Raw genomic sequence first — 14,324 nt, forward strand, 5'->3', positions numbered from 1 at the left:
GTTTAGACAACGGTCAATAACATCCGGGGCGCATCCCCCATACCCGCATCACAGGCTGTGCGCGATAGCATCACTGTCGCGCAGGGCGGGTAAGGTATTGCCGTACGCAGGGGTCGGCAGCCTCCTGTTCAGACATTCTCCGACAACGACGAGTATCGAGCTTAGAATTTATGCCTTTTACACTTGGTCAACGCTGGATCAGCGATACAGAAAGCGATTTAGGATTGGGTACGGTAGTGGCGATGGATGCCCGCATGATTACTGTGCTATTTCCGGCTAGCGGCGAAAATCGCCTCTATTCCAGAAATGACGCGCCCATCACCCGTGTCATGTTCAATCCTGGCGATACCGTCACCAGTCACGAAGGCTGGCAGCTAGAGGTGGAAGACGTTCGCGATGAGAACGGCCTGCGCACCTACATAGGTCAGCGTCTGGATACCGACGAGCCCGCCGAACTGCGGGAAGTCTTCCTCGACAGCAAACTGACCTTCAATAAACCGCAAGACCGGTTGTTCGCCGGGCAGATTGACCGGATGGATCGCTTCGCCCTGCGTTACCGTGCCCGTCTGCACCAGCATGAGCAGGCACTGCAACCCTGGGGTGGATTGCGCGGTATGCGCGCCAGCCTGATCCCACACCAGTTGCACATCGCCCGCGAAGTAGGCCAACGCCATGCGCCACGCGTGTTGCTGGCCGATGAAGTCGGTTTGGGTAAAACCATCGAAGCGGGCATGATTATCCACCAGCAATTGCTGGCAGGCCGTGCCGAGCGCGTACTGATCGTGGTGCCGGAAACCCTGCAGCATCAATGGCTGGTGGAAATGTTGCGTCGCTTCAACCTGCTGTTTTCGTTGTTTGACGACGAGCGCTACGCCGAAGCGCGTCTTGACAGCGACAACCCGTTTGAAACCGAACAACTGATCATCTGTTCGCTGGATTTTGTACGTCGTAACCCTTCCCGTTTCGAACAGTTGCTGGATGCCGACTGGGATCTGCTGGTGGTGGACGAAGCCCATCATCTGGCCTGGAGCGAAGCTGCGCCGAGCGCTGGCTATAAAGCGATTGAGCGACTGGCACGCGCTATCCCGGCCGTCCTGCTGCTGACAGCAACGCCAGAGCAATTAGGTCAGGAAAGCCACTTCGCCCGCCTGCGCCTGCTCGACCCGAACCGCTTCCACGACTACCACGAATTTATCGCCGAACAGCAACAATACCGTCCGGTCGCCGATGCGGTCACCCTGCTGCTGAGCGGCAACAATATCAGCGATAGCGAACGCAACGCCCTGAGCGAGATGCTGGGTGAACAGGATATCGAACCGCTGCTGAAATCCATCGCCAGCGACAGTGAAGACAGCGCCGCCGCACGTCAGGAACTGATCACTATGTTGATGGACCGCCACGGCACCAGCCGTGTGCTGTTCCGCAATACCCGCCAGGGCGTGAAAGGGTTCCCGAAACGCGAGCTGCACCAAATCAGGCTGCCGTTACCCGCGCAGTATCAGACGGCGATTCGCGTATCCGGCATTATGAATGCCCGTAAATCCGCCGAAGACTGCGCACGTGACATGCTCTACCCGGAGCAAATTTATCAGCAGTTCGAAGACGATAACGCCACCTGGTGGAGCTTCGATCCGCGCGTCGAATGGATGCTGGAGTTTCTGACCAGCCATCGCGATGAAAAAGTACTGGTGATCTGCGCCAAGGCCGCCACCGCGTTGCAACTCGAACAAGTGCTGCGTACCCGTGAAGCTATCCGCGCCGCCGTCTTCCACGAAGGGCTCTCTATACTCGAACGTGACCGTGCTGCCGCGTATTTCGCCTCGGAAGAAGAAGGCGCTCAGGTATTGATCTGTTCGGAGATCGGATCCGAAGGCCGCAACTTCCAGTTTGCCAGCCATCTGATCATGTTTGATCTGCCGTTTAATCCAGATCTGCTGGAACAGCGTATCGGTCGTCTGGATCGTATCGGCCAGAGCCGCGATATTCAGATTCTGGTGCCTTATCTGGAAAATACCGCTCAGGCATTGCTGGTACGCTGGTATCACGAAGGGCTGGATGCGTTCGAACATACCTGCCCGACGGGTCGCGCAATTTATGACAGCCACTACGAGCAACTGATCAACCTGCTGGCGAAACCGTCTGAACAAACCGGACTGGATGAATTTATCCATACCTGCCGTCAGCAACATGACACATTGAAAGCGCAACTGGAGCAAGGACGTGACCGCCTGCTGGAGATGCATTCCAACGGCGGCGAGCGGGCACAGTCACTGGCCCAGGCCATTGCCGAGCAGGATAACGACGTCAATCTGGTCAATTTCGCGCTCAACCTGTTCGACATCATCGGTATTCATCAGGATGACCGTAGCGATAACCTGATCGTGCTGACACCGTCTGACCACATGCTGGTGCCGGACTTCCCCGGCTTGCCGCAGGATGGTTGTACCATCACGTTCGATCGCGATCAGGCGCTGTCGCGCGAAGATGCGCAATTCGTGAGTTGGGAGCATCCGCTGATCCGCAATGGTCTGGATCTGATCCTGTCTGGCGACACCGGCAGTTGCGCCGTCTCTCTGCTGAAAAACAAAGCCTTGCCGGTCGGCACCCTGCTGGCAGAGCTGGTCTATGTCGTGGAAGCACAGGCACCGAAGAAACTGCAACTGACCCGCTTCCTGCCACCGACGCCGATTCGCGTCCTGCTCGACCGCAAAGGCACCAATCTGGCAGCACAAGTGGAGTTCGAGAGCTTCAACCGTCAACTGAGCGCCGTCAATCGCCACACTTCCAGCAAGCTGGTCAATGCGGTGCAAGACGAGGTGCACGATATGTTACAGAAGGCTCAGCCATTGGTAGAAGCACAGGCACAGGCGCTGATCGCCGAGGCGCAGCGTAACGCCGAAACGCAGTTACGCCGCGAGCAGGAGCGACTGGAAGCGCTCAAAGCCGTCAACCCGAACATCCGTGACGATGAGCTTGAGGCGTTGGAAGAACAGCGTGAACAGGTGTTGCTGAATCTGCAACAGGCCAACTGGCGTCTGGATGCCATCCGTCTGGTGATGGTGGCGCACCAGTAAACCTCATCCGTTATCTACCTACTTCGCGGCAAGGCCTGCCTTGCCGCGATGCCGGAGTCTTCATGGAACCCTATAACCCCCCTCGCGAGCCCTGGCTACACATCCTGTATCAGGATCAGCACATCATGGTGGTGAACAAGCCTGGTGGACTGCTCTCCGTTCCCGGTCGCGCCGAAGAACATAAAGACAGCATCATGACCCGTATTCAGGCTGATTTTCCCACCGCCGAGTCTGTCCATCGTCTGGACATGGCCACCAGCGGCGTGATGGTGGTTGCCCTGACCAAAGCGGCGGAGCGGGAGCTAAAACGCCAGTTCCGCGAGCGGGAACCGAAGAAGTCTTACGTTGCCCGCGTCTGGGGCCATCTGGCGCAGGATGAAGGGCTGGTCGACCTGCCGCTCATTTGCGACTGGCCTAACCGTCCGAAACAAAAAGTCTGCTTTGAGCAAGGTAAGCCCGCCCAGACCGACTACATCGTCTTATCTCGTGATAGCGATGGCACCACCCGCGTAAAACTGATGCCAATCACCGGTCGCTCACATCAGTTGCGTGTCCACATGCTGGCATTGGGTCACCCCATTCTGGGCGACGGGTTTTACGCCCACCCAGAGGCGAAAGCACTGGCACCCCGCCTGCTACTGCATGCACAGGAACTGGCCATTACCCATCCGGTTTTTACGACACCAATGCACTTTCGTTGCGAAGCTGACTTCTAGTCGTGGTGTTCAAGTCGTGGTGTTCAGGCCCCCAGTCCTGGTGCTGAAAACCGTGCTGCTTTAGAAACGATCGTTATGTATGTATGAAAGCAGGCAATCATGGAAAGGCGCGCGACGATGGGAAAAGCAAAAAGAGAAGAAGAGTTAGCGGGAAAACTTGTTGATTTTCAAAAACTCATAGGCAGCCTGGATATCCTGCGCTTTACGCTTGGCTATCTCAATCATGCGCGGCGACAGGCCTTTGCCCATCATTTTATCCGGATGGTGTTCGCTCATCAGCTTGCGATAAGCGCGTTTCACCGTCGCAGCATCATCCGTGCTACGCACCCCTAATGTCCGACAGGCGCTTTCGATAGTCGGTCCGCGCGAGTATACCGGTGGCCGCTGACCATAGGACTGCCCACCATAAGACTGATTACGCCGCTGATAAGACTTATTGCCCTGTCTTGATGATTGTTGCTGACTATTCTGCCGTGACTGATGGGTGCTCCCCTGCCGCGACTGGTAGGTATTGCCTTGTCGTGACTGGTAACCACTGCTGCTCTGTTTTGACGACTGATGGGCACCACGCTCCATATTGCGCATGAACAGCTCAAACTGTTCACGGGTTACACCCAGCTCATCAGCAAACACGTACAGCAGCCGCCGTTCATTCGGGTGTAATGCGCCGTCTACAAACGCGGCCTGTAACTGAATCTCCAGAAACATTCTGATTAAATCAAAACGGCCAATGCAGGCGTCGCGTAACTTACGCAGCTTATTACGCACCGGAAACTGACTGGCTTTCCCTTCACGGAACGCCTGTTGCGCGGCATTACGCGCCTCGCCATGCAGTTCCAGCCGGTCCATCATGGTGGTAGCGATACGGATATCAGACTCCGTCACCCGCCCTTTTGATTTGGCCAGATGCCCCATTGCCTGAAAGGTCGTCAGACAAAACAGCGCCTGCCGGGTGGCTTGCGCGGAAAAAAAGTCGCGACGACGGGATGCCCGAGCTCTGTCAAGCAAATGACCCAACAGCAGCCCAATTATCAACCCGCCGACACCAGCGCTGGATACAATCCCCAACGCCAGTCCCAGCAACTTTCCCCAATACCGCATATACTCCTCAAATCCCCATGCCGTCGGCCAAAAATTGCTTTATCATACCCGTCATTTATCTTTGCTCCTAACGGCAACGCATAGAAAATGGCGGGGATTTTGCACTGGCGCTACGCCGGTGGCTAATATAGTCTCTGACCGTTTGCCGGCATGACGCCCTTGATGACGGAACACCAGATACCGCGTATGAAAAAAAGTTTTCCAACCCTGCTGGCCTCGTTAATTGGGTCGGCGCTGTACAGCCAGCATGCGCTGGCCGATCTCGCCTCTCAGTGTATGTCGGGCGTTCCTGTATACAATCGCCCGCTGGTAACCGGGGACACCAGTCAGTTGCCGGTTCACATCAAAGCGGATCAGTCACAGGCCAACTACCCCGACAGCGCCTTATTTACCGGCAATGTTAACGTCGAGCAGGGTAACCGCGTACTGACCGCAGACCAGGTGCAGCTACATCAGAAACTACAGGCGGGCCAGGCTGACCCGGTTCGCACTGTCACGGCTATCGGTAATGTGCATTACGATGATAATCAGGTCATCCTGAAAGGCCCGCGCGCCTGGTCCAACCTTAACACCAAGGATACCGATGTCGAAGACGGCGACTACCAGATGGTCGGACGTCAGGGTCGCGGCGATGCCGACAAGATGAAGCAGCGCGAAAACAACCGCTATACCATCTTAGATCATGGTTCATTTACATCCTGCCTGCCAGGTGATGATAGCTGGAGCGTCGTCGGTTCGGAAGTGATTCAGGACCGGCAGGAGGAAGTTGCTGAAATCTGGAACGCCCGTTTTCGCATCGCGGGTGTCCCGGTATTCTATAGCCCTTACATGCAACTCCCGATTGGCAATAAGCGTCGTTCCGGCTTCCTGATCCCTAACGCGAAATACGGCAGGAATAATGGGTTTGAGCTGGTGACGCCTTATTACTGGAATATCGCGCCCAACTACGACGCCACCATCACGCCACATGTGCAGACCAATCGTGGTATGCAGTGGCAGAACGAATTCCGTTATCTGTCGCGAGCAGGTTTCGGTCTGGTCGAATTTGACTGGTTGCCGGACGATAAACAATACAAAAACGATGTTCTGTCTGGTAAATCGGGTTATGCGCCTGATGATAATTACACCCGTTGGCTGTTCCACTGGCAGCATTTCGGCGTGATGGACCAGGTATGGCGCTTTAGCGCTGACTATACCAAGGTCAGCGATCCGAATTATTTTACCGATCTGGATTCGGTTTACGGTAATACCACCGACGGTTACGCCACCCAGAAATTCAGCCTGGGCTACGCCAACCAAAACTGGGATGCTACCGTCTCAACACGTCAATACCAGATATTCAGTAATCTGGCTTCCCGTGATATCTACCGAGCGCTGCCGCAGCTCGATATGAATTACTATCAGAATGATATCGGTCCCTTCGATCTGCACCTTTACGGTCAGGCAGTAAAATTTACCAATGTTAACCCCAGCCTGCCTGATGCAACTCGTCTGCATTTCGAGCCGACGATTTCCATGCCGATTTCCAATCAGTGGGCCAGCCTGAATACTGAAGCCAAGCTGATGGCTACCCACTATCAGCAGGAAAATCTGGATGCTTATAACGCCAGTAATCCAAACTCGCCATTAAAAAGTAGCGTAAACCGTGTAATGCCGCAGTTCAAAACCGACGGCAAGATGGTGTTTGAGCGTGATATGGACTGGGCGAAAGGCTATACCCAGACGCTCGAACCACGAGTACAGTATTTATATGTACCGTACCGTAATCAGTCTAATATCCGCGCCTATGACTCCACCCTGCTGCAGGCAGACTACGCCGGATTATTCCGTGACCGTACCTTCAGTGGTCTGGATCGCATCGCTTCCGCGAATCAGGTATCGAGTGGGGTGACAACGCGGTTGTATGACAGTGCGCTGGAAGAGCGTTTCAACGTATCACTGGGGCAGATTTATTATTTTAGTCACCCTCGCACCGGCACCAGTTCCAGTATTGACAAGAATGATGACCGTGGCAGCCTGAGCTGGGCGGGTGACGCCTACTGGAAATTTGCCGACAACTGGGGTCTGCGTGGCGGCGCACAGTACGATGAACGTCTTAAAAGCGTCACCCTTGGCGACGCTATTCTCGAATACCGTGGCGGCGGTGAACGTATGTTCCAGTTGAATTACCGTTTCGCCAGCTCGGAATATATTCAGGCAATGCTGCCAAACATCACCAACCCCGGCTTCCAGCAGGGTATTTCTCAAGTCGGCGCCACTGCCAGTTGGCCGTTGTCCGATCGCTGGGCTATCGTGGGTGCTTATTACTATGACACCAAGGCCAATCAACCCGCCGACCAGTTAGTCGGTCTGCAGTACAATACCTGCTGTTGGGCGGTCAACGTGGGCTATGAACGTAAGATAACCAAATGGAATAGCCCGACCAATCAAAGCGTCTACGACAGCAAGATTGGCTTCAGCTTCGAATTGCGTGGCCTGAGCAGCAATTACAATTTGGGTACGGACAAAATGCTGAGAAACGGTATATTGCCTTACCAGCGCGCGTTCTGATGAGGTAACGCCGGGAACTCTGGCGACAATAAACGTCTAATAACCGGTAGCGATTAAACATGTAACCCGCTCTGGCGGATAAAATTAACGGGAAAGGTATGAAGAACTGGAGAGCGCTTGTCCTGGGACTGGCACTGAGTGCCAACATGGCGTTTGCGGCCCCACAAGAGGTCAACAAGATAGCCGCCGTCGTCGACAACAGTGTGGTTCTGGAAAGTGATATCAATAGCCTGCTACAGTCCGTCAAACTGAACGCGCAAGAAGCCGGTCAGCAGTTGCCGGATGATGCCACGCTCCGTCACCAGATTCTGGAGCGTTTAATCATGGATAACATCATCCTGCAGATGGCGCAAAAAATGGGGGTTCAGGTCACTGATGACCAACTGGATCGCTCTATCGCCAATATTGCGGCGCAAAACCACATGAGCCTCGACCAGTTGCGCAGCCGTCTGGCCGCCGAAGGCATAAGTTTCGATACTTACCGTAACCAGATCCGCAAAGATATGATGATCGCGGATGTGCGTAACAGCGAAGTGCGCCGCCGTGTCACCGTGCTCCCGCAGGAAGTGGACTCGCTGGCTCAGCAGCTTGCCAGCCAGGGAGCAAACGGTCCCGAAGTTAACCTGAGCCAAATTTTGATCCCGCTGCCGGAAAACCCGACGCAAGATCAGGTTGATAAAGCAGAAAATCTGGCCAATCGTCTGGTGAAAGAAGCCTCTCAGGGTGCTGACTTCGGCAAACTGGCGATTACCTACTCTGCCGACCCACAAGCACTGAAAGGCGGGCAGATGGGTTGGGGTCGTCCGCAAGAACTGCCATCGTTGTTTGCCGAGCGTCTGGCTAACCCGCAGAAAGGCCAGATCATTGGGCCAATCCGTTCTGGTGTCGGCTTCCATATTCTACGTATTAACGATACCCGTGGCGGCTCTCAGGCCGTATCGGTCACCGAAGTGCATGCCCGTCACATTCTGCTGACAACCTCGGTCGTCATGAACGACGCGCAAGCCAAAGCTAAACTCGAAGAGGTGGCAAGCCAAATCAGAAGTGGCAAGCTGAGCTTTGCCACCGCCGCCAAACAGTTATCTCAGGATCCGGGCTCGGCCAATCAGGGTGGCGACCTGGGATGGGCATCACCCGAGATGTATGACCCGGCATTCCGCGATGCGTTGATGGACCTGAAAAAAGGCGAAATCAGCGCACCTGTGCACTCCTCCTTTGGCTGGCACCTGATCCAACTGCTGGATACCCGTCAGGTGGACAAGACCGACGTAGCCCAGAAGGATCGTGCCTATCGCATGCTGTTTAACCGTAAATTTGCCGAAGAAGCCCAAACCTGGATGCAGGAAAAACGCGCGTCGGCATACGTGAAAATCCTGAATGGTCAGAACTGATGTCCATTGAAACGCAGGTACAGCGAGTCGTGATTACCCCCGGCGAACCCGCCGGGATTGGTCCCGATGTGGTTGTTGCACTGGCCCAGCAAAGCTGGCCGGTGGAACTGGTGGTATGTGCCGATGCCGAGCTGCTGTTAAGCCGTGCGCTGGCGCTGAAACTCCCGCTAACCTTGCGTGAATACCAACCGCACCTGGCGGCGCAACCGCAAGCGGCAGGTACGCTGACGCTGCTGCCGGTTGCCACCAATGCTACGGTGGTGCCAGGGCAGTTGAACGTGTTGAACAGCCGCTATGTGCTCGATACGCTGGCCCGCGCCTGTGATGGTTGTCTGAAAGGCGATTTTGCCGCGCTGATCACCGGTCCGGTACACAAAGGCATTATCAACGAGTCAGGCATTGCATTTTCCGGCCATACAGAATTCTTTGCCGAACGCAGTCACTGTTCACGTGTGGTGATGATGCTGGCGACTGAGGAGTTACGGGTTGCGCTGGCGACCACGCATCTGCCATTAAAGGCCGTATCGGATGCCATCACCCGCGATAGCCTGCACGAAGTGATTACTATTCTGCATCAGGATTTGCAGCGCAAATTTGGCCTCGCCCAACCGGTCATCTACGTCTGCGGTTTAAACCCACATGCTGGCGAAGGCGGCCATATGGGGCGTGAAGAACTGGATGTCATTATTCCCGCGCTGGATGAACTGCGCCAGTCTGGTATTAAACTGGTTGGCCCGCTGCCTGCCGACACCTTATTCCAACCCAAGTACCTCGAACACGCCGACGCAGTGTTGGCGATGTATCACGACCAGGGTTTGCCGGTACTGAAATATCAGGGCTTTGGTCGAGCCGTCAACATCACGCTGGGGCTGCCGTTTATCCGCACGTCCGTCGATCACGGCACCGCGCTGGAACTTGCCGGTCGCGGTCAGGCCGATCCGGGCAGCTTTGGCACCGCATTGAATCTCGCTCTACATATGATTGCTAACCGTAATGAATAATCGCGTCCATCAAGGTCACTTCGCGCGTAAGCGTTTTGGCCAGAATTTTCTCAACGATCAGTTTGTGATCGACAGTATTGTTTCTGCCATCCACCCGCAGCCGGGTCAGGCCATGGTAGAAATCGGCCCCGGTCTGGGGGCGTTAACTATTCCTGTCGGCGAACGTATCGACCGCTTTACCGTCGTCGAACTGGACCGCGATCTGGCCGCACGGCTGGAGGTGCATCCGACGCTCAAGGATAAGCTGACCATCATCCAGCAGGACGCGATGACCGTGGACTTTGCCGCCCTGTCACAACAGGCGGGACAACCACTGCGGGTTTTTGGTAACCTGCCGTATAATATTTCGACACCGCTGATGTTCCACCTGTTCAGCTATACTCAGGCTATTCACGACATGCACTTCATGTTGCAAAAAGAAGTGGTCAACCGGCTGGTGGCAGGGCCAAACAGCAAGGCCTATGGTCGTCTGAGTGTGATGGCGCAGTATTATTGTCAGGTAATTCCGGTGCTTGAAGTGCCGCCGACCGCCTTCAAACCGGCCCCTAAAGTGGATTCTGCGGTAGTGCGGCTGGTACCGCACACGACGTCGCCTTATCCGGCTGTGGATACCCGTATCCTGAGCCGGATTACCACGGAAGCCTTTAATCAGCGGCGTAAAACGTTGCGTAACAGTCTGGGTAACCTGTTCACGCCAGAGCAATTGACTGCACTGGAAGTGGACCCTAACACCCGGGCTGAAAACGTCACTATTGCGCAATATTGCCGTCTGGCCGAGTGGCTGACCGCGCACCCCACATCGCAGGAATAAGCTGGAGTTGTCGTCATGATGAATGCGCCCCGAGTGTGTATACAGGTTCAGAGCTTCTATGTAGAAGCGCAATCTCAGCCAGAAGAAGGTCGTTTCGTCTTCGCGTATACCATCACTATCCGCAATCTCGGTCGTCATGACGTCAAACTGCTTAACCGTTACTGGATGATTACCAACGGCAACGGCAAACAAACTGAAGTACAGGGTGAGGGCGTGGTCGGCCTGCAGCCTGTCATTCAGCCAGGCAGCGAATTCCAGTATACCAGCGGCGCCATTCTGGAAACGCCGATGGGCACCATGGAAGGTCATTACCAGATGATTGATCATCAGGGTGAAACATTTCAGGTTCCCATTACGGTATTCCGCCTGGCCATTCCCTCATTGATACATTGAAAGATTATGGCTACCTATCTTATTGGCGATGTTCACGGCTGTGCCGTCGAGCTCAAATCGTTGCTGGCGCACGTTGCGTTTAACCCCGAAAGTGACACGCTATGGCTGACCGGCGATCTGGTCGCGCGTGGCCCCGATTCGCTGGATGTGTTGCGCTATGTGCGCTCACTGGGCGATTCAGTGCGTATGGTGCTCGGCAACCACGATCTCCATCTCCTGGCGGTATACGCGGGTATCAGCCGCAATAAGCCCAAAGATCGCCTGGATCCACTGTTGTCAGCACCGGACGCGGACGATCTGATCAACTGGCTGCGACGCCAGCCACTATTGCAGGTAGACGAAGAACGTAAGCTGGTGATGACCCACGCCGGTATCACGCCGCAATGGGATCTGGACACCGCCAAAATGTGCGCTCGGGAAGTCGAAGCGATCCTCAGCAGCGACAGCTACCCGCTGTTTCTGGATGCGATGTACGGCGATATGCCGAATCATTGGAGCCCGGAATTGAGTGGGCTGGCGCGTTTGCGCTTTAGTACCAACGTATTTACCCGCATGCGCTACTGCTTTTCAGGCGGTCAGCTCGATATGCTGTGTAAAGAGGCGCCCTCACAGGCACCGTCGCTGCTTAAGCCCTGGTTTGCTCTACCGGGCCCGGTTCCAACCGAATACGCTATTGCGTTTGGTCACTGGGCATCGTTGGAAGGAAAAGGCACGCCGGAAGGTATCTACGCGCTGGATACCGGCTGCTGCTGGGGTGGCTCACTCACTTGTCTGCGTTGGGATGATAAGCGCTATTTCACGCAACCGTCACTCTCATCCAATACCGAGTTTTCTGGCGATATCGCGCTGAACGGATAAGTAACAGCGCCCCTATTATCCAAAGCCGTGCTCATCATGTCATAGCAACGAAAACGTCGTCCCAGACGGAACCTTTTGGGACGACGGCTCGGCTGACGCCCTGGCGGGAATCGACCAGATACCGCCGCCAAGAAATCCGGCCAGACCAACGACTTCCAGATCACCTGAGGGCAATTCACGGCGACGTGGATCGCTCAAACGGTCAGTATTCAGATTGCTGTTTCTATTCGTCATGCGTACGGTCTCCTGCTTATCAAACACAGCGGATCACTGACATCGTTGATTTAACAACGAAAGCTGTTACTCATCTTTATACTAACGATGGCAGATGACGAAAATGTGTCTTATGGGTTGAGAGGCATGAAAAGCCTTTCGCTGTAAGCACAGAAAACGAAAAAACCCGTCATAAGACGGGTTTAGCTGGCTGGCTATCGTATGACCGACAGAGCGTTATCGCAGACAAGCGCACTTAGCGACGGTCGAGGATTTCGAAGCAATAACTGTGAGAGTTTTGCTCATCAGCATCATGGAATTCACTGAACGTCGATACCCACTCATCCGGTTCATAATCCGGGAAATGGGTATCGCCTTCCACCTCAGCGTCAATATGGGTCAGATAAAGGCGACCGGCTTGCGGCAGCATCTGCTGATAAATGCTGCCTCCACCGATCACCATCACTTCTTCCACATCGCCAGCCGCCGCCAGCGCCGCATCCAGTGACGTCACCCAGGTTACCCGTTCATCGTCGCCTGGTTGACTGCTCACCACAATGTTCAGTCGTCCCGGCAGCGGCCGCCCGATAGAGCGGAACGTATTACGCCCCATAATCACGGGTTTGTTGAGTGTATTGCGCTTAAACCACGCCAAATCAGCTGGCAGGTGCCACGGCATGGCGTTCTCCATTCCGATCACACGATCCACTGCCAGTGCGGCAATCAAACTAATCACCATGGTAAAACCCTACAGGCTACAAAATTGGTGCCACTATACGGAAAGCCTGCCCATGCGTCGATATGCTTACCGGGTCGCCCCCCACTATTTAAGAGAACACTGAATGCCTTAAAAGAGCACCGAATCTTTCAAGAGAAAGACGAAGTGCTACACCCCTGGGCGTTTACGATAAATCCAGACCCCCGGCAGCGACAGCCCAATAGACAGTGCCCCAACGATAAAACTGGCTTTCAGGAAGTTGGTGATCAGCGTTTGTATCAACGCTTCGCTATATCCATGCTGGGAAAGCTGCACCACCGAAATCATCGCCGTATAAGCTGAAATACCGGGGAACATCGGGATCACCGCTGCAACGGTAAAGACTTTAGGGTGAGCCAGGAACCAGCGGGACCAGCGAATACCGATGATCCCCACCATGATCGATGCCACAAAAGTCGCCAGCTCGATAGGGATACCGAAGCGAATCATCAAAAAGCGCATACTATGCCCCAATGCGCCAAGTAATGCGCAATACGGCAACGCCCGCATTGGTACGTTAAATACCATGGCAAAACCGACCGCTGGCACCGCGGCCAGCACCATGTCCTGAAGCAACGCCCAAACCAGTTCAATCACCATCCTTGCAGCCCCCATACTACCATTGCCGTTACCACACCAATACAGGTCGCCAGCGTCAGCAGGCTGGCCATCGTCCAGCGTGCCAGCCCGGTGTTCACATGGCCTTTAAACATATCGGCGACCGCATTAATCAGCGGAAAGCCGGGTACCAGCAACAATACGCTGGCCGCCATTGCCACGGAGGAGCTGTGCTCAAGAACAGGCACCCGCATCAACAACCCGGATGCCGATGTCGCCACAAAGGCGGTAATACAGAAATTGATCAATGGGTTAAGGTGCCGGACGGTCAGAACCTGACGAACATACATCGCCATACCACTGGCAATCAGCGTCACCAGAAACGCGTCCCAACCGCCGCCGTTTAAACGGCTAAAACAGCCGCACGACAACGCTACAATCGTCACCATCAGCCAACGCGGGTAACGCAACGGTTTGATATGGCTAAAGCGCTTTGCCACACCCGCCACATCCAGCAGTTTATGTTCTGCCATGATCACCACACGCTGCACTTCCGTCACCACATGCATGTTGATGCCTCTGTCCACATTTTTACGGGTGGATGTCAGGCAATGTCCTTGCATAATGGTGGTCAGCACTATCGCGTTAGCCGAAATCGAGCTTTCTACCGCGTCCATTCCTAATGCCACGCCAAGTCGTGACGAAAGTTGCTCGACCAACATACTTTCCGCACCATGCTGCAATAGCAGCAGTGCACACTGAATACACAATCGGGTAATATCCCTCTGCTGTGTGGTTTCATTTACCATCTTGCGCTTCGTCCCCTGTCCTGAGTACAACCACTATAAGCGTGGTTTTTATAAGTTTATTAACATTTCAAATCGATGATTGATAGTGCGAA

Annotated in this window: 13 protein-coding genes; 8 read left to right on the forward strand and 5 right to left on the reverse strand. The window is 54.7% G+C overall.

Annotated features, from left to right (window positions below; all coding sequences use genetic code 11):
• The first annotated feature begins 170 nt into the window (after positions 1-170).
• Positions 171-3,074 carry an RNA polymerase-associated protein RapA gene (gene rapA, locus FAZ14_RS06515; protein ID WP_153508256.1) on the forward strand — a complete coding sequence of 968 codons (2,904 nt, stop codon included), beginning with the start codon at positions 171-173 and terminating at the stop codon, positions 3,072-3,074.
• A 62-nt stretch (positions 3,075-3,136) separates the two neighbouring features.
• Positions 3,137-3,790, forward strand: coding sequence for a bifunctional tRNA pseudouridine(32) synthase/23S rRNA pseudouridine(746) synthase RluA (gene rluA / locus FAZ14_RS06520; RefSeq protein WP_029456240.1), 654 nt, complete (start codon positions 3,137-3,139; stop codon positions 3,788-3,790).
• A 144-nt stretch (positions 3,791-3,934) separates the two neighbouring features.
• On the opposite strand, the gene djlA is transcribed toward rluA, so the two are convergent.
• Positions 3,935-4,891 (reverse strand): co-chaperone DjlA, encoded by a 957-nt coding sequence (gene djlA, locus FAZ14_RS06525; RefSeq protein WP_016940630.1) that lies wholly within the window; start codon positions 4,889-4,891, stop codon positions 3,935-3,937.
• Positions 4,892-5,041: 150 nt separating this feature from the next.
• On the opposite strand from djlA, the gene lptD reads away from it, so the two are divergent.
• The 6 genes from lptD to apaH all read left to right on the forward strand — a co-directional run bounded on the left by lptD (position 5,042) and on the right by apaH (position 11,895).
• Positions 5,042-7,441, forward strand: a complete 2,400-nt coding sequence (gene lptD, locus FAZ14_RS06530; RefSeq protein ID WP_153508257.1) for an LPS assembly protein LptD — start codon at positions 5,042-5,044, stop codon at positions 7,439-7,441.
• Positions 7,442-7,539: 98 nt separating this feature from the next.
• Entirely contained in the window at positions 7,540-8,832 is a 1,293-nt protein-coding gene (gene surA / locus FAZ14_RS06535; RefSeq protein ID WP_016940632.1) for a peptidylprolyl isomerase SurA, read from the forward strand.
• The gene (pdxA, locus tag FAZ14_RS06540) at positions 8,832-9,833 is read left to right on the forward strand and encodes a 4-hydroxythreonine-4-phosphate dehydrogenase PdxA (protein ID WP_016940633.1); all 1,002 of its coding nucleotides are present in this window, start codon (positions 8,832-8,834) and stop codon (positions 9,831-9,833) included. Before surA ends, pdxA begins: the two co-directional genes overlap by 1 nt.
• On the forward strand, positions 9,826-10,644 hold the full coding sequence (rsmA, locus tag FAZ14_RS06545; protein WP_153508258.1) for a 16S rRNA (adenine(1518)-N(6)/adenine(1519)-N(6))-dimethyltransferase RsmA: 819 nt from the start codon (positions 9,826-9,828) through the stop codon (positions 10,642-10,644). Before pdxA ends, rsmA begins: the two co-directional genes overlap by 8 nt.
• A gap of 15 nt (positions 10,645-10,659) precedes the next feature.
• Complete coding sequence (apaG, locus tag FAZ14_RS06550; RefSeq protein WP_016940635.1) at positions 10,660-11,037, forward strand: Co2+/Mg2+ efflux protein ApaG; 378 nt, start codon at positions 10,660-10,662, stop codon at positions 11,035-11,037.
• Positions 11,038-11,043: 6 nt separating this feature from the next.
• Complete coding sequence (gene apaH, locus FAZ14_RS06555) at positions 11,044-11,895, forward strand: bis(5'-nucleosyl)-tetraphosphatase (symmetrical) ApaH (RefSeq protein ID WP_016940636.1); 852 nt, start codon at positions 11,044-11,046, stop codon at positions 11,893-11,895.
• A 39-nt stretch (positions 11,896-11,934) separates the two neighbouring features.
• Here the strand turns inward: apaH and FAZ14_RS06560 are convergent, their stop codons facing one another.
• From FAZ14_RS06560 to FAZ14_RS06575, 4 genes are all read right to left on the reverse strand, one after another.
• Positions 11,935-12,129 carry a hypothetical protein gene (locus FAZ14_RS06560; RefSeq protein WP_016940637.1) on the reverse strand — a complete coding sequence of 65 codons (195 nt, stop codon included), beginning with the start codon at positions 12,127-12,129 and terminating at the stop codon, positions 11,935-11,937.
• A 235-nt stretch (positions 12,130-12,364) separates the two neighbouring features.
• Positions 12,365-12,847: a type 3 dihydrofolate reductase gene (folA, locus tag FAZ14_RS06565; protein ID WP_016940638.1), complete on the reverse strand. Its 483-nt coding sequence runs from the start codon at positions 12,845-12,847 to the stop codon at positions 12,365-12,367.
• 147 nt (positions 12,848-12,994) lie between these two features.
• Positions 12,995-13,465 (reverse strand): threonine/serine exporter, encoded by a 471-nt coding sequence (locus tag FAZ14_RS06570; protein ID WP_016940639.1) that lies wholly within the window; start codon positions 13,463-13,465, stop codon positions 12,995-12,997.
• Complete coding sequence (locus FAZ14_RS06575; RefSeq protein WP_029456242.1) at positions 13,459-14,232, reverse strand: threonine/serine exporter family protein; 774 nt, start codon at positions 14,230-14,232, stop codon at positions 13,459-13,461. Before FAZ14_RS06575 ends, FAZ14_RS06570 begins: the two co-directional genes overlap by 7 nt.
• Positions 14,233-14,324: the final 92 nt, after the last annotated feature.

Origin of the sequence: Dickeya oryzae, from assembly GCF_009372235.1 — a bacterium.
In the GTDB taxonomy this organism is placed as follows: Bacteria; Pseudomonadota; Gammaproteobacteria; order Enterobacterales; family Enterobacteriaceae; genus Dickeya; species Dickeya oryzae.

Coding starts and splice junctions, on each gene's coding strand:
- rapA (WP_153508256.1), top strand. CDS start 171: ATGCCTTTTACACTTGGTCAACGCTGGATCAGCGATACAGAAAGCGAT.
- rluA (WP_029456240.1), top strand. CDS start 3,137: ATGGAACCCTATAACCCCCCTCGCGAGCCCTGGCTACACATCCTGTAT.
- djlA (WP_016940630.1), bottom strand. CDS start 4,891: ATGCGGTATTGGGGAAAGTTGCTGGGACTGGCGTTGGGGATTGTATCC.
- lptD (WP_153508257.1), top strand. CDS start 5,042: ATGACGCCCTTGATGACGGAACACCAGATACCGCGTATGAAAAAAAGT.
- surA (WP_016940632.1), top strand. CDS start 7,540: ATGAAGAACTGGAGAGCGCTTGTCCTGGGACTGGCACTGAGTGCCAAC.
- pdxA (WP_016940633.1), top strand. CDS start 8,832: ATGTCCATTGAAACGCAGGTACAGCGAGTCGTGATTACCCCCGGCGAA.
- rsmA (WP_153508258.1), top strand. CDS start 9,826: ATGAATAATCGCGTCCATCAAGGTCACTTCGCGCGTAAGCGTTTTGGC.
- apaG (WP_016940635.1), top strand. CDS start 10,660: ATGATGAATGCGCCCCGAGTGTGTATACAGGTTCAGAGCTTCTATGTA.
- apaH (WP_016940636.1), top strand. CDS start 11,044: ATGGCTACCTATCTTATTGGCGATGTTCACGGCTGTGCCGTCGAGCTC.
- FAZ14_RS06560 (WP_016940637.1), bottom strand. CDS start 12,129: ATGACGAATAGAAACAGCAATCTGAATACTGACCGTTTGAGCGATCCA.
- folA (WP_016940638.1), bottom strand. CDS start 12,847: ATGGTGATTAGTTTGATTGCCGCACTGGCAGTGGATCGTGTGATCGGA.
- FAZ14_RS06570 (WP_016940639.1), bottom strand. CDS start 13,465: ATGGTGATTGAACTGGTTTGGGCGTTGCTTCAGGACATGGTGCTGGCC.
- FAZ14_RS06575 (WP_029456242.1), bottom strand. CDS start 14,232: ATGGTAAATGAAACCACACAGCAGAGGGATATTACCCGATTGTGTATT.